Source organism: Arenibacter lacus (assembly GCF_008711145.1).
In the GTDB taxonomy this organism is placed as follows: Bacteria; Bacteroidota; Bacteroidia; order Flavobacteriales; family Flavobacteriaceae; genus Arenibacter; species Arenibacter amylolyticus.
In genome coordinates this window covers 58,685-77,257 of sequence record NZ_VVIN01000012.1, presented here as the reverse complement: position 1 = coordinate 77,257, position 18,573 = coordinate 58,685, and the positions used below count along the sequence as shown (strand labels likewise).

Here is an 18,573-nt window from a genome sequence, read left to right as displayed (position 1 = left end):
CCAGAGGAATACCTGACGGAAATAAGCACTACCCTTTTTCCTATATTAAAAAAAGAAAATCTTGCCCATAGGATGGATGCCTTTATTGAGGAAGGAGCGTATTCCCCCTCCACTATTGCCCCCTATTTTAAAAAGGCGCACGAGATGGGGTTCGATATTACGGTCCATGCAGATCAATTTTCTACAGGAGGAAGTGCAGTAGCTGTAGAATTTGGAGCTGTTAGTGCCGATCATTTGGAAGCTAGTACGGATGCCGAGATTAAATTTTTGGCCAAGAGCAATGTAATTGCTACTGCCCTACCTGGCGCTTCCATGGGATTGGGTTGCAACTATACCCCTGCCCGAAAATTACTGGATGCCGGAGCCAGCGTTGCCATTGCCAGTGATTGGAATCCTGGTTCTGCCCCCATGGGCAATTTGCTTCTACAAGCCGCCGTATTGGGGACTTTTGAAAAACTTACCAATGCCGAGGTGCTTTCTGGGATCACCTTTAGAGCGGCGGCAGCCTTAGGCCTAAAAGACCGAGGGAAAATTGAATCTGGATTTTTGGCAGATATGGTAGCCTTTCCTACCCAAGATTATAAGGAGGTCCTCTACCATCAAGGGATGCTACAACCTAGCATGGTTTGGAAAAATGGAAAACAGATTTTGGCTCAGTAACTAGAAAACCCAACACGCGCAATGGAAGACAATTTTAAAACTCTAATACAACAAGGGATTCCGGCGGAATTACCTCCCAAAAGACCATATCCTATCCATGCCAATCGGGCACCTGTACGCAAGGACATCCTTTCTTCGGAAGAGAAAAAACTGGCCATAAGAAATGCCTTGCGTTATTTTCCAGTAGCCTGGCACCCGGAGCTCGCAATAGAATTTGCGGAGGAACTGAATACCCTTGGCAGGATCTATATGCATCGCTTTAAACCAAATTACCCCATGTACGCTAGACCTATAAGTGAGTATCCTGCTAAAACTCCACAGGCTGCCAGCATTATGTTGATGATACAAAACAATTTAGACCCTGCAGTAGCACAGCATCCCGAGGAACTGATTACCTACGGAGGCAATGGGGCCGTTTTTCAAAATTGGGCACAATACCTGCTAAGCATGCAGTATTTAAGTACTATGACCGAAGAACAGACCCTGCATATATATTCTGGACACCCCTTGGGATTATTCCCTTCCTCCAAGGAGGCTCCAAGGGTAGTGGTCACCAATGGGATGATGATTCCCAATTATTCCAAACCGGACGACTGGGAGAAATACAATGCCCTGGGCGTTACCCAATACGGGCAGATGACGGCAGGCTCCTATATGTATATTGGTCCGCAGGGAATTGTTCACGGAACGGCCATTACCGTAATGAATGCTTTTAGAAAGGTATTGAAGGAAGGAGAAACGCCCGCAGGAAAAATATTCCTGACTGCCGGACTAGGCGGTATGAGCGGGGCACAACCCAAAGCAGGCAATATTGCTGGCTGCATCACCATTTGCGCCGAAGTAAATAAAGCAGCAGCAGAAAAAAGACACCAACAGGGATGGGTAGACGAACTTATAATGGATATAGACCTATTAACCACAAGAGCCAAGCAAGCCATTGCCCAAAAAGAAGTAGTGTCCTTAGCCTATCTAGGGAATATAGTGGAAGTTTGGGAGAAATTTTACGAGGAAAACATTATGGTCCATCTAGGTTCTGACCAGACTTCCCTACACAACCCTTGGTCTGGGGGGTACTACCCGGCCGGACTCACTTTTGAGGAAGCAAATACTATGATGAGCACAGAACCCGAAGCATTTAAGAAAAAGGTACAGGCCTCTTTACGGAGACAGGTAGCCGCCATCAACAAACATACCGCCAAAGGCACCTATTTCTTTGATTATGGCAATGCCTTTTTACTGGAGGCCTCTCGCGCCGGAGCAGCAATAATGGCCGATAATAAAATTGATTTTAAATACCCCTCCTATGTTCAAGATATTCTTGGACCAATGTGTTTCGATTATGGATTTGGCCCGTTTAGGTGGGTATGTACCTCGGGAAAGAAGACAGACCTGCAAAAAACAGATGCGATAGCCCTTAGGGTGATGCAGGAAATTGAAGCCACTGCCCCGCCCGAGATACGGCAGCAAATGCAAGACAATATTAAGTGGATCAAAGAAGCCGAAAGCAATAAGCTAGTGGTAGGTTCCCAAGCAAGAATATTATATGCCGATGCCGAAGGAAGGGCCAAAATAGCCGAGGCCTTTAACAAAGCCATTGCTAACAAAGAAATCACCGCCCCTGTTGTTCTAGGGAGAGATCATCACGATGTAAGTGGTACCGATTCCCCATTTAGGGAGACCAGTAATATATATGACGGCAGCAAATTCACCGCCGATATGGCCATCCATAATGTTATTGGCGATAGTTTTAGGGGCGCTACCTGGGTCTCTATCCACAATGGTGGCGGAGTAGGTTGGGGCGAGGTTATCAATGGCGGATTTGGAATGGTGCTGGATGGCTCGGAAGTTGCTTCCAAAAGGCTGCAGAACATGTTGTTTTATGATGTTAACAATGGTATATCTAGAAGGAGTTGGGCAAGAAACAAAGAGGCGCTTTTTGCCATAAAAAGGGAAATGCAACGCAGTCCGCAACTACAAGTAACCTTGCCTAATATGGTAGCAGATGATTTGCTGGAAGGATTGTTTTGATTTATAAATTTTGAAGAATGGTTCCGAGGGTAAAATATGAATTGCCACTAGCTTCAGCTAGTGGATAGAAGGAAATTGGGCGTTTTGGCTTTAGCCAAACCCTAGGCATGGATAAATGATCATTACATCTTGTTTGACTAAAGTCAGATTACCTTATTCATATCTATATCCTCCAGATAAATCTGGAGGATATTCAAATCAACCCTAGATTAATATCAAGTATTGGAAGTACAAAAGAGCAGGATAAGGAATAAATCATAAATCCCTTAATCTCCAAAGCAATTTGATTCAGAAATCCATATTGAATTGCCACTAGCTTTAGCTGAATAGCCCCTAGCTTCAGCTAGGGGGATAGAAAAAATAATATATCTTGGCTTTAGCCAAACCCTTAGGCATAGATAAATAATCATTATATTGAATTAAAAACCAACCATGCCATTTGTAAGAACCTATATTCATTTTGTATTTAGCACCAAGAATAGGGAGCCCTTTCTTAATTCCCCAGCTATAAGAAATCAATTATGGAATCATATAAAAAAGAATGCAAAAGAGAAAAATATCATGATCGATTTCATTAATGGCTATACAGATCATTGTCATATTCTGCTATCTCTTGGAACAGATCAATCAATTAGAAAAGTGATGCAACTGATAAAAGGAGAATCCTCCTATTGGATCAATAAAAACAATTTGTGTAAAACTAAATTTCAATGGCAGGATGAATATTTTGCAGGTTCTGTATCCTATTCCAAATTAAATAGGGTTCGGGAGTATATAAAAGGCCAAGAGAAACATCATAAAACCAAAACTTTTCAGGAAGAATATAACGAGCTATTACAGGATTATGGGTTTGACTAAAGTCAAATTCTTGACATCATCTTTGCCCTCCAGATAAATCTGGAGGCTATTCAAAACAACTCATGATAAAGATCCTGTATTGGAGGTAACATTAAGATTCTCATGAAAACACTGGGTCCTCGAGATAAACTTAATGGCAATCCAAATTATTTCGACTTATTATGGAGAGTCATAAAGCAAAACATTGCGACATCGAATTTCCACTAGCTTCAGCTGAATTGCCACTAGCTTTAGCTAGTGGATAGAAGGAACATAGACTGTCTTGGCTTTAGCCAAGCCAATGGATCCAACAAATATTGATTATATTGAACTCCTGTTATTATCTCATCAATCCTAAATTACCCCAACAGCAACACCTAACATTTCAATGAAAAACTACCTCCCCTCAAACCCCGATCACTGGACCGGAAGGAGCTCGGCAAACCAGGAATATCTTCATGAAAAGATACGCCCTATTAATTTGGAAGAAACCAATCTTGCTCCCTATACCGATATGGCCTTTGCGCTATTAGGATATGCTTGTGATGAGGGGGTAAAAAGAAATCTAGGGAGACCAGGGGCCGTAGACGGTCCAGAAGCCATTAGAAAACAACTGGCAAAAATGCCAAACCATTTAGGTGGGGATACCTCCCTTTTGGATGCGGGAACCATCCCATGTATCAATTCCAATATGGAAGAAGCACAGAAATCACTGGCATCAGGTGTTTCACGATTACTGGAATTAAACACCTTTCCTATTCTAATTGGCGGCGGACACGATATTGCCTATGGACATTTCCAGGGAATAAAGAGACACCTTGCTACCCATGACAAAAGCAGAACCATTGGTATCATCAATTTTGATGCGCATTTCGATTTACGCTCCAATAGCCATGGGAACAATTCTGGAACACCTTTTTATCAGATTGCACAGGATCAAAAAACGGATAATAAAAAATTTAAGTATATGTGCCTAGGTATCCGAGAGGATGCCAATAACAAAACCCTATTCAACACCGCCAAAAACCTCAACGTTACCGTCCTTCAAAATAAAAAATTCAACCTCCACCATCTCGCCAACCTTAAAATAAAGTTAGAACGTTTTATAAAGGAGGTAGATTACCTATACCTAACCATAGATTTAGACGGCTTTTCCTCTGCCTATGCCCCTGGGGTCAGTGCCGCCTCTCCCATGGGATTTTCCCCGGAAATAGTGTTGGAATGTTTGGAAATCATTAAGGATTCTGACAAATTAATAAGTATGGACATTGCAGAAATGAACCCCACCTACGATATAGACCATCAAACGGCAAAGCTAGCTGCCTCCCTAATACATTTTGTAATACACCAATAAACAGCCAGCTACTTCCCTATTCCAACCAAGATTGGTAATAGACCCCATCATCCAAATCCAACGCAGCCTGAGTAAGCTGCAAAGGTTTAAACGTATCTACCATAACCGCCAACTCTTCGGTCTTGGATTTTCCTATACTAGCCTCATAGGTTCCTGGATGCGGCCCATGGGGAATACCCGCTGGATGCAAGGAAATATATCCTTTATCTATACTTTTTCTACTCATAAAGTCACCATCCACATAATACAAAACCTCATCAGAATCTATGTTAGAATGATTGTAGGGTGCTGGAATAGATTGCGGGTGATAATCGTACAACCTAGGCACAAATGAACAGACCACAAAAGCCGAAGTCTCAAATGTTTGATGTACCGGTGGCGGTTGATGTACCCGCCCTGTAATGGGTTCAAAATTATGGATGGAAAAACCGTAGGGATAGTTGTACCCATCCCAGCCTACTACATCAAAGGGGTGTGATGCATATACCAAATGATGCAATTGGCCTTGCTTTTTCACCTTTATTAGGAAATCCCCTTGTTCATCGTGCGTCTGCAAATTGTTGGGCAACTTAAAGTCGCGCTCACAAAAAGGCGAATGCTCCAAATGCTGGCCAAACCAGTTCCGATATCGTTTGGGAGTATAAATTGGATGGTAAGATTCTGTGATGAATAGCCTATTATCCTCAGACTCGAAATGTAGTTGATAAATCATCCCTCGTGGAATTAACAAGTAATCCCCATATTCAAAATTAATCTCCCCCAGCATCGTTTTTAAGGTACCCTTCCCCTTGTGAACAAACAACAATTCATCCGCATCCGCATTTTTATAAAAATAATCCGTCATGGATTTTTTGGGTGCAGCCAATGCTATATGCACATCCGAATTGAACAATACCACCTTTCTACTATCTAGAAAATCGGCCACGGACCTCAGTTCAAAACCTTTTAACAAACGTGATTTAATATTGTGGTCTACCGCGGCAACCGGTGAAATATCCAAGGTTTTTCCCACTTCCTTTACCATGGTAGGACGGTGTAAATGATACATTAAGGACGACATGCCATCAAAACCGATGGTCCCAAAAAGCTGCTCGTAGTGTAGGCTACCATCGGGTTTCTTAAATATGGTGTGTCTTTTCTGGGGGATCTTCCCAAGCTTATGGTATAAAGGCATCGCTGTAGGTTTATATTTATAAATACCTATTTAAGGCATTCCGTATTAAAAATACAATAATTTACAGCTTTCGAAAAATATAATCCGTTTAAATCAAGAGGAGTAAAAACAGTTTATAAATAAAAAAAGCCCTCCAAAATGGAAAGCCTTTCATCGGTTATTGTTGTACCGGAACTACACCCGGCATCGTTCAACAATTTTCAACCTACGTCCCAATTTTCACTGGGACACAACACAACAAGGCAAATATAGCAAAGGTTTTATTATAAACACTCTTTGTTACCGTTATTTCTTTATCACAAAGCTCCTATTCCCTTCTTGGACTATAACACAAAATTAAAGCCCGATTTCTCGAACTTCTTATACTTATCATAATCAAACTTGTAAAGAAAGGCACCTTTCCTGGAGGTAGACTTGTCTTTCTCATCCAACTTAATTAACAGATCTAAGGACATTACTTTTTTCCTAAAATTCCGATCATCCATTTTTCTTTGGTATATGGATTCGTATAAAGCCTGAAGTCTAGGGAGGGTAAACTTTTTAGGCAGCAACTCAAAACCAATGGGCTTATGGGCCGCTTTACGCCTTAGCCCTTCCAGGGCGTCGGCAATCATTTCCTGGTGATCTAGCACCATATCCGGTAATTGATCCATCGCAAACCATTTGGCTCCGTGTTTTTCTACCTGCCCCTTATCATAATCATTTATCCGGATTAAGGCATACTGAGCTATAGAAATGCATCTGGCTCCCGGATCGCGATTTACATCACTGTACACCCTAAGTTTTTCCTGAAAAACATCTTCCAAACCGGTAAACTGGTACAATACCCGCCTTCCTGCTTCAGTTACACTCTCATCTTCCTTCACAAAACTCCCAATTAACGACCATTGATCCTTAAATGGCTCTACTCTTCTTTTAAAAACCAGAAGCTTTAGCACCCCTTTGTCAAAACCAAAGACAATACAATCCGTTGCAACCAAAATGCTGGGGGCTACAGAATAGCTATTTTTCATAGGTAAGTTGGTATTTATTAATAATTATAGGCAACCCTAAAACACCGTTCGTAGGCATGGTAGACCAATACCCCCTAGGTGTTACCTTAAGGAAGGATCTCTTTGGCGATAAGCCAGTCAAATGCTGTAATTGCTAACTAATTGGCTCCTTCTCTTACAAAAACAACCTATCTATAAGCTATAAGTAAGCCAAATAAATCAATTAATTACAATATTAACTTACAGCAATTTACAATTTTATTTTATTACTCTCTTAACAGGGAGGTAGTTATGTTTTCCGTAAATTAATAATAAAAATGAAAACCACGGCACTATTTTGGGTTTGGGCAACCACTTTGGTGTTGGTCAGCTTGGCCATCATGTCTGGCCTAAACCTCCCCTTTAACTGGGTCTTTTACGGTACGGTAGTGGGGCAGATTATGGTAGTATATATGGTCTACAGAGTATTAACAGACCCCTATAGCACCCAAAAAACGTTTGACGACTTTTATGAAGATCACCCTATGGATTCATAGGGGATTTAGGAAGAGATTGTTGATTTTCCGCTGATCTATGCGATGGGGCTCCCATGCCCAATTCTGGGATAACCAAAAGTGGAATTTGGGTATGAAAAACCATTCTTTTTACTACCGGCTCACGGGTCACCTCATCCATATGACTATGGGGGTAATTTAGCATGGCCAATAAATGGATGCCCAATTCACTGGTAAAAACCTCCAAAGTCTTGGATACAGAATTCAATTCCGAAACCGTATGCACGTAATACTCCACTCCCCTAAAATATTTCCGTAACATATTGAGGTTAAATTGCTGCACTTCCGACAAGGATTTTATTTGGTATTGAACGTGAACAATTCTAATGGCCGCTTTAAAGGAGTGTGCCATTTCTATTAGGGGCTGTAGCTCCGAACTGGTATAGAATCTGTTAAAATCCGTAGCAAAGGCAATTTCGGAAGGAGTTTTAAAACTAAAATGCTGAGGGATTGCCAGAACAGGACAGTTTTTTATGGCTTTAATCATTCGCACGGTATTGCTTCCCATAAAAACCTCCTCTAAACCTGAAGCTCCTTTAGTGCCCGTAACTACCAAATCTATTTCTTTGGCTGCGATAATATTCTTTACCTCGTTTACCAATAAACCAAAAGAGGAAATGGGCACCAACCTATGTTTGGGATTGGAGCTCTCTTTTTTCATTCGCTCCAAAAAGTGTGCTAGTCCCTTCTCCGAGTTACATTTTTCCATATCCTCACAGGCCTTCCCCGTAACCGAGGCAGCCATAAATCTGCTATGCGCAATGGTTGGGGTATAGGTGTTAAGCACATAAAATATACATGCTTCGTCCTTATATAGCGAGATGGCATACTTGGCAGCATTCCAGGAATTCTCCGAAAAATCTGTTGGCAACAATATCTTTTTCAAGCTTCTATATTTTTAAATGTTCATTGATCGGGCCATTTACTCGGTGGTAAAATTAAGGGTAGCACTTGGCTGAATCTATGATTTATGTCATATTCCTAGGGAGTGTGGAGATACAATCAGGGCTGTATACCTTTAACCTGCCTTGCCAATTTTGCGTTTCAAGAATAAATGATCACACAAAAGGTTATGGCCATATTCCCAATGAATAACTGTATCCTTAGCAATAGGAGAACTGTTTACATACCCACGGCCATATCGGCAAGTCCTTTGGCGTTGGCAATCGCAATTTTTTTACCGGAAGCTTTAATGAGCCCCAACTTCTTAAATTCGGATATGATCCTGATAGCAGATTCGGTGGCCGTTCCTACTACATTGGCAATATCTTCCCTAGTAAGGGTAAGAAGCAAATACCCTTGATCATCCACGCCAAAATTATCCTCTAGGTAGATAAAGGCTTCGGCAACCCTTTGTTTAACTGTTTTCTGGGACATATTTACAATAACATCATCGGCCTCCTTTAAATCGTGCGCCATATGACGCAGTACCTCCACTGCAAAATTGGGATTTCGGTTTAGGGTATCTACAATAGCATCTTTGGGAATAAAACAGACTTCCATATCATTTACGGCCGTAGCTTTAAGGTTAGATGATTCCTCTGCAATCACGGAGCGCTGTCCCAATACCGACCCTTTAGTAGCCAACTTTACAATTTGGTCCTTTCCGTTGGGACTTAATTTGGAGAGTTTGGAAACCCCGCCACGAACACAATAAACGCCATTCAGCTTTTCTCCCTCATCAAAGATAATCTCTCCTTTCCTAAGCATCTTGGTGGTTTTGGTATCCGAGACCTTTTTTAACTCTTCCTTAGTCATTGCTCGTAAGGAATTAAATTGACGAATTATACAATTTTCACATCTGCTCATATACACTTGGTTTTACTGAACAGGGCAAAATTAAACACTATAAAAATTCGGTAAACTGACAATTGTCATGTTTATACCCAGACTTGGCAGCCAACTTTGCAGATGTGTTTAAAGTTAACTAGATATGGACAAATCCACTTGTTTCCATTGTGGCGATCTTTGTGGGAAGACAACCGTAAATTTTGAGGATAAAAGCTTCTGCTGCTCGGGCTGTAAAACGGTCTATGAGATATTTTCCAGCAACGAGCTTACCTATTATTACGACCTGCAAGCTGCTGCGGGTAGTACACCTCCAGAGATTGAAGGCAAGTTCGATTTTCTGGAAACCGAGAAAATCCAGGAGAAACTTATCGAGTTCAGTGACAACGGCCTTCAGATTGTAAGCCTGCAGATACCACATATCCATTGTAGTTCCTGTATTTGGATTTTAGAGAATTTAAATAAATTATCGCCAGGAATCACTAGTTCACAGGTAGATTTCCCCGAGAAAACCGTTCGGATCAACTACAATTCCGAAAAGACCTCCCTCAAAGAAATCGCCATCCTTTTGGCACGGATCGGCTATGAGCCTTATATATCCCTAAAAGACTTTGACAATAATAAAAAGACCAAAGACAGAAGCTTAATCTATAAATTGGGTATTGCTGGTTTTGCCTTTGGCAATGTGATGTTCCTATCCTTCCCAGAGTATTTTGATGTGGAGGAGTTTTGGTTAGAACAGTTTAAAATAGTGTTTAGATGGCTGATGTTCGCTTTTTCCCTGCCTGTAGTTTTTTACTCGGCTCAAGATTTCTTTATTGCGGCCTACAAAGGGTTACGATCCCGCTTTCTAAATCTAGATGTCCCCATAGCCTTAGGTATTGTAGTATTGTTTGTTAGGAGTACCGCCGAGATTATTTTTGATTGGGGTGCCGGATTTTTCGATAGCCTTACGGGATTGGTGTTTTTCTTGCTCTTGGGTAAGTTCTTTCAGCAAAAAACCTATTCTTATTTATCGTTTGAGCGCGACTATAAATCCTATTTCCCCATTGCAATTACAAGAATCAACAAGGAAAACAAAGAAGAAAGCGTACAGATCTATGATCTGGAAAAGGGAGACCGACTCCTTATTCGCAACGGGGAGATTATACCTGTTGATGCTATACTGATGAGTGAAGCGGCTAAAATTGATTACAGTTTTGTTACCGGCGAGTCCCAGCCCGTTCCGAAAAAATCTGGAGACAAGGTATTTGCCGGAGGAAAACAATTGGCAAGTGCCATTGAGGTAGAAGCTGTTAAATCTGTATCGCAAAGCTACCTCACCCAACTCTGGAGCAATGCTGTTTTTAAGGACGACCCCTCCAGTAGTTTTAAAACGATGACAGATGGAATAGGTAAGCGATTTACCATTGCGGTACTGACCATTGCTTTTGTAGCATCGGGCATCTGGGTATTTTTAGACCCAGGGAAGGTGGTAAACGTATTTACTGCCGTCCTTATTATTGCCTGCCCCTGTGCCATTGCCTTGGCAGCGCCTTTTACCTTAGGGAATATGCTGCGCTTATTTGGCCGACATAAATTTTACCTAAAAGACAGTAAAACCATAGAGAAGCTAGCACAGATAGATACCGGCATATTCGATAAAACAGGCACCATCACTACCGCAGCCAACAGTGAAGTACACTACGAAGGAATGGACTTAAGCTTGGAAGAGGAATCCCTGTTAAAAAACACCTTGCGTTCCTCTAACCACCCTTTAAGCAGAAAGCTATATAAACTATTGGCAGATCACGACATAATTACCTTAGCGGAATATGAGGAGCAGCTAGGCCATGGAATTGTAGGGGTTTCCCAGCAGAACAAGATTAAAGTGGGTTCTGCATCCTTTATAGGTCACTCCCAACCAGTTTCCACGGACCAAACCACAGTACACATCAGTTCTAACGATGAGTATAAAGGCCGTTATATTTTTGAAAACCACTATAGGGAGGGGCTAAGTGAACTGTTCCAGGAGATGTCTTCAGATATGGAATTGGCTATTCTATCTGGCGATAACGATGGGGAAAGAGCCATTCTTGGCAAACTTTTACCAAGGGGGACTACCATGCACTTTAATCAAAAACCGGACAATAAACTAGCGTTCATCAATCAATTACAGCATCAAAACAAAAAGGTATTAATGGTGGGCGATGGCCTAAATGATGCTGGAGCCTTGGCACAAAGCGATGTGGGAATTGCCATTTCTGAGAATATCAACGTATTTTCCCCTGCATGCGACGGCATATTGGACGCCCAACATTTTAAGCATCTCTACCAATACATCCTAGCCTCTAGGAAAGCTATTAAAATAATTAAACTGAGCTTCCTGCTCTCCTTATTATATAATGTAGTAGGACTTTATTTTGCGGTTACCGGTCAGTTAAAACCTGTTATTGCAGCTATCTTGATGCCTTTGAGCTCCATCAGTATTGTGGCATTTACCACTATTGCCACTAACTTATTGGGAAGAAAATTGGATCGGTAGGAAATTTTCATCCCCCTTTTGAGCAGGGTATGGACTGTAGAATAGTTTTGCATTTATTTTTGGCCAACCTCTACTAGGGGACGTATACTTTACGCTAATCTAGCACATCTGAATTATCCCATTTTAGATTTGTTTTATGCCTATGGAGAGCGACTATTCCCTATAAATGAAAATTTACCATGATATTAAAAGCTACTTGTGCGACCTCTCAATCGGTGCTGAAAATGCACCTTATGTGGAAGTGACTGCCAAAGTCCATTCAACAATAAAGAAAGAAATAGAAGGTTCAGTTGATCCAAATCTCCCCACTAACTCTCCTCGAGGTATTCAATTATGGGCTGTAGGGCCCCATACCCAGAGACTATCCTCTAAGGTCCACCCAATGCCTTGTTTAGGAAATAATGATGCTGTTTTCATGATGGCATTATCCCCGATTTTGGATAACAACATACAAATTTATACCTGTTTAATTTCGTGACTTCGGCCATACCTGTCGGTAGGCAGGCTCCGCTCTGTCTCCGTATTAAGCCCTGAAATTAGATAAGGTTCTTGTTCTCGGGCCCGACCGCGGAGGGTCTCAATACTTTGTACTCAATTCTAATCTTCGCCTTAGCTAGTGCAGCGGCATCCTTTTTTGGCTTTTTGTTCTTTACGCTCCTGATTCTGCAAGGTTTTGAAAACCTTGTCGGCATTGTGTATAATGTCCGCATATACAAAAAGTAATCCTGCGGGGAATTATCCAAAAAAGACCTGCCGGCCAGCAGGCAGGTACAGCGGAAAGAGCGACCCGATAGGGGAGCGCCCAACTGATATGCCACTTGGATTTTCCGATAAGCATTCCAAAAAAAAAGGAAGCAATCCCTGGAGACTGCTTCCCTTTATCATATTAAAATTTAAGTGGCCCGACTTTCAAAAAGTGGGACTACCCCTCTTATTTCTGCTCTTCCAAGAATGCAAGTAAGGAGGCAAACTCCTCATAGCTGAGCGAATTCACCAATCCTGCAGGCATCATAGAGGTTGGCAATTCTTCTCTTTCTGCAATATCAGCTATTTTAAGCTCCGTTGCAATCCCGGCAATATTCCGTATGGTAAGGTCAGTAGCCGATTCTGCGGTTACAAACCCTACATGGATACTTCCATCATTGGTCTCAATCTTTACCGTAGAGAACCCTTGAGAAATGGAGGCGTTAGGTTTTAGAATAGATTCTGCAATCTGCTCCCTGTTCATAATGGAACCGATCTGCCCCATAAAGGGTCCTTTCATTACCTCACTAGTGCTAATACTATGGCATGCAAAGCAACCTTGATTCCCATAGATTTCCTTTCCTTTTACCGGATCTCCTTTAATTTGCTTAATGGCGATCATTACGTCTTCGATGGAAGCTTCACCTACCTGACCTTTCTTGTTCTTGATTTTGTCTAGGTCTACCAAAGGCATATCCTCTTTAGGCTCTCTTTTCTCCAAGATACCAAACTCCTCTATCCCTAATCGGTATTTACTGTTAAGTTCGGCATATAAATCTTTACGCTCCTCTGGGGTTTTCTTCCATTCTTGGGTAAGGAACTCACCAATAATGGGGGTCATCTCCCATTCTACCGTTTTATAGTAAGGACCATGGGTATCTGGTCTAGTACTCCACCACCAAGAGGTGTCGTACGGAGCTTCCTGATGATAGAGTCGGGCCAAAGTATTGCTTACTTTCTCCTTAAATTCGGCGTTTTCAGTTTCACCATAGGCCTTAATCAATCCTTCTACCACCTTAGGTGAATGCATGTAACGCATAGCCCATAGTGCCAAATCCTGATTTTTAGTACGTAAAGCGTTTACAACTGCGTCTTCGGCATTTAATGCTACCAAGGCTTTTACGGCCAAGTGAGGCAAAAGTATATCCGAATTAGGTGTGGCATGCGGACCTTCACTTCCCAATAATGGAGCTTGGAAGGAGTTAGGAACCGGCACCTCCAATAGGTGCTCTGCCAATTCTGCTCTACCCAATCTGCCCAAGCCTACAATAGCGGCGGCCTTTACCCTATCCGAGTCAGATTTTAATGCCTCCACAAATGGCTCCGATGGAACGTTCGCTACAATTCCCAATCGGTCTGCCAGGGCTCTTAAAGCGAACTCCTGCACCGCTGGGTCTTCCGTAAGGGATACTAGGTTATCTATTCCTGCCTCACCCGTCATTTGTGCATAGGTGAAGATACTTGCAACTCTTGATTCCAGTGAAAGGTTCTTATCCTTCGCCAGTTTTAAAACGGAGTTCGCTCCTTTTCCTCTCCTAATCAATTCGTACTGCGCACTTAATCTTGTTTTGGCATTCCCTGCTTTTAGTAAGTTCACCAAACTCTTAGTCCAATAGATATCTTCTACCGGTGAAAAAGGCTCGTGCTGCAAGTTCTCTGGAACTACTCTTACAATATACCCTCTGTCCGGACTACCAGAATATCCTGCTCCGTCCCAAGCAGATAAGTACATTACCCCAGAGGCATCTACATCTAGATCCGTTATCTGTGGTAGTTTAATAAACTCCTCTTCTTCTTGAGTAAAACTAGCCTTGTCTTCTGTAACCCTATGCATGTATAGGAAACTTCTACCCCAATCTGCCATCATGGGCACATTGTTGTAATGCGCTGGCCAGCGGTCGTCATTCATAAACAACGCTCCTGTACCAGATCCACCACCTGCATCTACCAAGGCCGGGATAATTTCTTCTGTAAAATGTTTAAAAAGCATGGGATAACCATATTCCCCAGTTTGCATCTGATGAGAAAAACGAATATTCCATCCTCCCCCATCATTGGTATTTCCTCTAGTAAAGATATTCATGAAGGGATCAATAGCTACATCATAGATGTTACGCAATCCATGAGTATATTCTTCCATTTCGGTACCATCGGGGCGCACACGAAGTACTCCACCGCCCAACATGGTCAACTGTGTACCATCAGTACCGGTAGCGTTATGGAATCCGAAATCGCCCACTGCGATATAGATCCACCCGTCTATTCCCATTTGGATCCCGTTGGTAGCATGGTCTGTACCTCTTTCCTGAAGGTATTTGGAGTTACTCAGGTTTTTGATCAATACTTTGGCTGGACCATCGGCCACACCATCATTATCTAAATCCTCAAAAACGATTAGGTCCATATTATCTGCCTTTCCCGTTTCCTCGGTAAAGGTAGTATGTAAAACAAAAAGTTGATTTCCAACAGGTAAAATTCCCCTTGGGTTATCTACCTCCGCAAATTTAGTATAGGAATCCAGCACCCCATCATGATTACAGTCTACCAATTTTTTGATAAACCCTTTCCCCATATCCTTCCCTAGGGAACCCATCATATCTACCCCTACAAAAACTTCTCCTGTAGCTGCCACAGCCATACACGCTGGGCTAGGGGTTAGATCGGGTCCGGCAAATCTTGTAATTTTTAAATCTTTGGGCCAATTATAGACCTGTGCCAAAGAATCGGCCTCGGAATAATCTATAACCTCGCTACTTGGGTCACAAGGAGTCTTGTCTTCCCCACAGCTGACCACAAACAGCCCCAATAATAAAACAAATCCAATTTTCTTAAACATAGTTTACGCTATTAACCTATTAAATCAACATTTAATTAATATACATTCCCGACAAAAATCGCTGGTTATTAATCTGAAAGTCGCAAAACTAAAAATCTTTCCCATAAATTGTTTCATTTTAAGAAACTATTCATACATAATACTTCATTTCCTAACGTATTGTCCATAAATCGTTACGAATAATCCATTAAAGAGAAGCCGTCTTAGTACGTATAGGCCCTCTTCCCTTTACCCTACCAACCAACTCCTTGTCAACCAGTTTGTTTAGAATGACAATTGAGCTCTTTTCTTCCTTAAAAGTTATTTCCCAAAAGTTTTTTTTCAAAAGCTGATTAATGTCATGTTATACCAATTACCCCCTTTTTAGTTTTACACCGAAATTATATCTGGAATGAGTGTCATCTATTTATTATTGGCCCTGAGTATTTTGGTGGCCCTTGTTTTTTTCATTGCATTCATAGTATCTGTTAGGAGGGGTCAGTACGACGACTCTTATACTCCTGCTGTGCGCATGCTTTTTGAAGATGAACTGGTAAAAGGCACTTCCGAGACAAATCCAAAAGAAAAATCTAACCAATTAAGTGAAAGTCAAAAATTGTAATTATGGAAGTACAGCAGTTCTATTACGATAATAAAATCGTAAAAAAATTCATTTATGCTACCATGTTTTGGGGAATTGTGGGCATGTCCGTGGGGCTATTGCTCGCCTTTATGTTTCTCTTCCCCAACATCACCGATGGCATACCCTGGTTAAGTTTTGGCCGCCTGCGTCCCCTACATACCAATGCGGTGATTTTTGCCTTTGTAGGAAACGCCATTTTTGCAGGGGTCTATTATTCCACACAGCGACTGCTAAAGGCCAGAATGTACAGTGACAAACTAAGTAACTTAAATTTCTGGGGCTGGCAAGCCATTATTGTGGCAGCCGCCATCACCTTACCGCTGGGATACACCTCTACCAAGGAATATGCAGAACTGGAGTGGCCAATAGATATTGCCATAACCATTGTTTGGGTAGCTTTTGGCTGGAACCTCATCGGCACCATGTTAAGGAGGAGACAGCGTCACTTATATGTCGCTATCTGGTTCTATCTGGCTACTTTCGTAACCGTTGCCGTACTTCATATTTTCAATAGTCTGGCCATCCCAGTAGGGCTTTTTAAGAGCTACTCCGTTTATGCCGGAGTACAGGATGCGTTGGTACAGTGGTGGTACGGACACAATGCGGTAGCCTTCTTTCTCACCACCCCCTTCTTGGGACTAATGTATTATTTTGTTCCCAAGGCGGCCAATAGGCCTGTTTATTCCTATAGACTTTCTATTGTTCACTTTTGGTCTTTAATTTTCATCTATATCTGGGCGGGGCCACACCACCTTTTGTATTCTTCGTTACCAGATTGGGCCCAAAATTTAGGGGTGGCCTTTTCCATAATGCTGCTAGCCCCCTCTTGGGGTGGTATGATCAACGGTCTACTAACACTTAGGGGTGCTTGGGATAAGGTAAGGACAGATCCTGTTTTAAAGTTTATGGTGGTCGCTATAACCGGATACGGGATGGCCACTTTTGAAGGCCCCATGCTATCTTTAAAAAATGTAAATGCCATTGCACACTTTAGCGATTGGATTATAGCCCACGTCCACGTAGGCGCCTTGGCTTGGAACGGATTCCTCACCTTTGGAATGATCTATTGGTTAATTCCGAGAATGTTCAAAACCAAGTTACATTCTGTTCCCTTGGCCAACTTCCACTTTTGGATAGGCACCTTAGGTATTATTCTATATGCACTACCTATGTATGTTGCTGGTTTTACCCAAGCTTTAATGTGGAAAGAATTTAATCCCGACGGAACCTTGGTTTACGGAAACTTCCTAGAAACCGTTACTCAGATTATCCCTATGTATTGGATGCGTGCTATAGGAGGCAGTATGTTTATCGTAGGTGCCCTAGTAATGATCTACAACCTAGCTAAAACCATTAAATCTGGCAGCAAGGTAGAAGACGAGTTGGCAGAGGCCGCAGCCTTAACCAGGGTTTCCAAGAAAAGAACTGCAGGAGAAACCTTCCATACCTGGTTAGAGCGAAAGCCTATACAGTTGACTATTTTGGCCACAGTGGCCATCCTTATAGGAGGTATCATCCAAATAATACCCACCATATTGGTAAAATCCAACATTCCCACGATTACCAGTGTAAAACCTTACACCCCATTAGAATTGGAAGGACGAGACCTTTACATTAGAGAAGGCTGCGTTGGTTGTCACTCCCAAATGGTAAGACCGTTCCGTAGTGAGGTAGAGCGGTATGGAGAATATTCCAAAGCAGGGGAATTTGTCTACGACCATCCCTTCCTATGGGGTAGTAAACGTACCGGGCCCGACTTGCTACGGATAGGTGGAAAGTATTCTGACAGTTGGCACCTGAACCATATGTACGATCCACAAAGTACCTCATCGGGATCCATTATGCCCGCTTACCAATGGTTAATATACAACGAACACGACAGGAGCCAGATTCAAAAGAAAATGGAGGCAATGATCGCTTTGGGGGTCCCGTATACTGAGGAGGAGGTTGCCAACGCCTTTGAGCATATGGATCAACAGGCCTCCCAAATAGAAAAGAATCTATATACCGATCCAGACTTTGCGGCGAATTATGAAGCAGATAAACAGTATGCTGCGGAAAACGGAGAGGAATTTATAGAAATGAAGGATCGGGAGATTGTAGCAATGATCGCCTACCTACAACGACTCGGAACCGATATCAAAATAAAGAACACTAAGGAGGAAATCTCCCAAAACTAAAAGTCTATGTTAAAATTTGTAAAAGGTTATATGGAAACCATCGATGGGATTGCCACCTACCCCATCATATCCCTCCTGATATTCTTTGCCTTTTTTACCATCCTATTTTGGTGGGTATTTACGGCATCCAAGGAACATATCAAGGAAATTAGCGAAATCCCCTTGGAGGAGGATGAGTAGCGAAAAGGTTGAATTACCTACTTGCCTGTCGGGTAGGTAATTGGACTCTAACACGTATATAAAACAAATTCAACCTAAGGAAACCACTTAAAACAAATAC

The 18,573-nt window shown here is 42.0% G+C and carries 15 protein-coding genes; 10 read left to right on the top strand and 5 right to left on the bottom strand.

Translation table 11 applies throughout. From position 1 onward, the window contains the following. The 4 genes from F1E73_RS06100 to hutG all read left to right on the top strand — a co-directional run. Window positions 1–660: amidohydrolase family protein (locus tag F1E73_RS06100; protein WP_150451416.1), on the top strand; the 660-nt coding region annotated here is incomplete at its 5' end. 21 nt (window positions 661–681) lie between these two features. After that, window positions 682–2,688, top strand: coding sequence for a urocanate hydratase (locus tag F1E73_RS06095; protein WP_150451415.1), 2,007 nt, complete (start codon window positions 682–684; stop codon window positions 2,686–2,688). Window positions 2,689–3,120: 432 nt separating this feature from the next. Next, window positions 3,121–3,546, top strand: coding sequence for an IS200/IS605 family transposase (tnpA, locus tag F1E73_RS06090; RefSeq protein WP_150451414.1), 426 nt, complete (start codon window positions 3,121–3,123; stop codon window positions 3,544–3,546). A 367-nt stretch (window positions 3,547–3,913) separates the two neighbouring features. Further along, a complete protein-coding gene (gene hutG / locus F1E73_RS06085; protein ID WP_150451413.1) occupies window positions 3,914–4,879 on the top strand; it encodes a formimidoylglutamase in 966 nt (321 codons plus the stop codon). Window positions 4,880–4,895: 16 nt separating this feature from the next. Here the strand turns inward: hutG and F1E73_RS06080 are convergent, their stop codons facing one another. Next, on the bottom strand, window positions 4,896–6,053 hold the full coding sequence (locus F1E73_RS06080) for a homogentisate 1,2-dioxygenase (RefSeq protein WP_150451412.1): 1,158 nt from the start codon (window positions 6,051–6,053) through the stop codon (window positions 4,896–4,898). 323 nt (window positions 6,054–6,376) lie between these two features. Next, entirely contained in the window at window positions 6,377–7,066 is a 690-nt protein-coding gene (locus F1E73_RS06075) for an NUDIX hydrolase (RefSeq protein WP_150451411.1), read from the bottom strand. A gap of 296 nt (window positions 7,067–7,362) precedes the next feature. Between F1E73_RS06075 and F1E73_RS06070 the strand changes: the two genes are divergently transcribed. Next, window positions 7,363–7,581 carry a hypothetical protein gene (locus F1E73_RS06070; RefSeq protein ID WP_086476581.1) on the top strand — a complete coding sequence of 73 codons (219 nt, stop codon included), beginning with the start codon at window positions 7,363–7,365 and terminating at the stop codon, window positions 7,579–7,581. Here F1E73_RS06070 and F1E73_RS06065 read toward each other — a convergent pair. Next, the gene (locus F1E73_RS06065) at window positions 7,568–8,485 is read right to left on the bottom strand and encodes a universal stress protein (protein WP_086476580.1); all 918 of its coding nucleotides are present in this window, start codon (window positions 8,483–8,485) and stop codon (window positions 7,568–7,570) included. The two genes, F1E73_RS06070 and F1E73_RS06065, sit on opposite strands and share 14 nt — an antisense overlap. Window positions 8,486–8,721: 236 nt before the next feature. Continuing rightward, window positions 8,722–9,408 (bottom strand): Crp/Fnr family transcriptional regulator, encoded by a 687-nt coding sequence (locus F1E73_RS06060; protein ID WP_223883375.1) that lies wholly within the window; start codon window positions 9,406–9,408, stop codon window positions 8,722–8,724. A 124-nt stretch (window positions 9,409–9,532) separates the two neighbouring features. Between F1E73_RS06060 and F1E73_RS06055 the strand changes: the two genes are divergently transcribed. Together F1E73_RS06055 and F1E73_RS06050 are read left to right on the top strand one after the other, a co-directional pair. Next, complete coding sequence (locus tag F1E73_RS06055; protein WP_150451410.1) at window positions 9,533–11,911, top strand: heavy metal translocating P-type ATPase; 2,379 nt, start codon at window positions 9,533–9,535, stop codon at window positions 11,909–11,911. Between the two features lie 166 nt (window positions 11,912–12,077). Next, entirely contained in the window at window positions 12,078–12,389 is a 312-nt protein-coding gene (locus tag F1E73_RS06050; RefSeq protein WP_086476577.1) for a hypothetical protein, read from the top strand. A gap of 453 nt (window positions 12,390–12,842) precedes the next feature. On the opposite strand, the gene F1E73_RS06045 is transcribed toward F1E73_RS06050, so the two are convergent. Then, window positions 12,843–15,491, bottom strand: coding sequence for a DUF7133 domain-containing protein (locus F1E73_RS06045; RefSeq protein ID WP_150451409.1), 2,649 nt, complete (start codon window positions 15,489–15,491; stop codon window positions 12,843–12,845). Window positions 15,492–15,882: 391 nt separating this feature from the next. Between F1E73_RS06045 and ccoS the strand changes: the two genes are divergently transcribed. The 3 genes from ccoS to F1E73_RS06030 are packed head-to-tail and all read left to right on the top strand — an operon-like array spanning window position 15,883 to window position 18,473. Beyond that, the gene (ccoS, locus tag F1E73_RS06040) at window positions 15,883–16,092 is read left to right on the top strand and encodes a cbb3-type cytochrome oxidase assembly protein CcoS (protein ID WP_150451408.1); all 210 of its coding nucleotides are present in this window, start codon (window positions 15,883–15,885) and stop codon (window positions 16,090–16,092) included. Window positions 16,093–16,094: 2 nt separating this feature from the next. After that, window positions 16,095–18,293, top strand: a complete 2,199-nt coding sequence (gene ccoN, locus F1E73_RS06035; RefSeq protein ID WP_150451407.1) for a cytochrome-c oxidase, cbb3-type subunit I — start codon at window positions 16,095–16,097, stop codon at window positions 18,291–18,293. Between the two features lie 6 nt (window positions 18,294–18,299). After that, window positions 18,300–18,473 carry a CcoQ/FixQ family Cbb3-type cytochrome c oxidase assembly chaperone gene (locus F1E73_RS06030; protein WP_086476572.1) on the top strand — a complete coding sequence of 58 codons (174 nt, stop codon included), beginning with the start codon at window positions 18,300–18,302 and terminating at the stop codon, window positions 18,471–18,473. Window positions 18,474–18,573 lie beyond the last annotated feature (100 nt).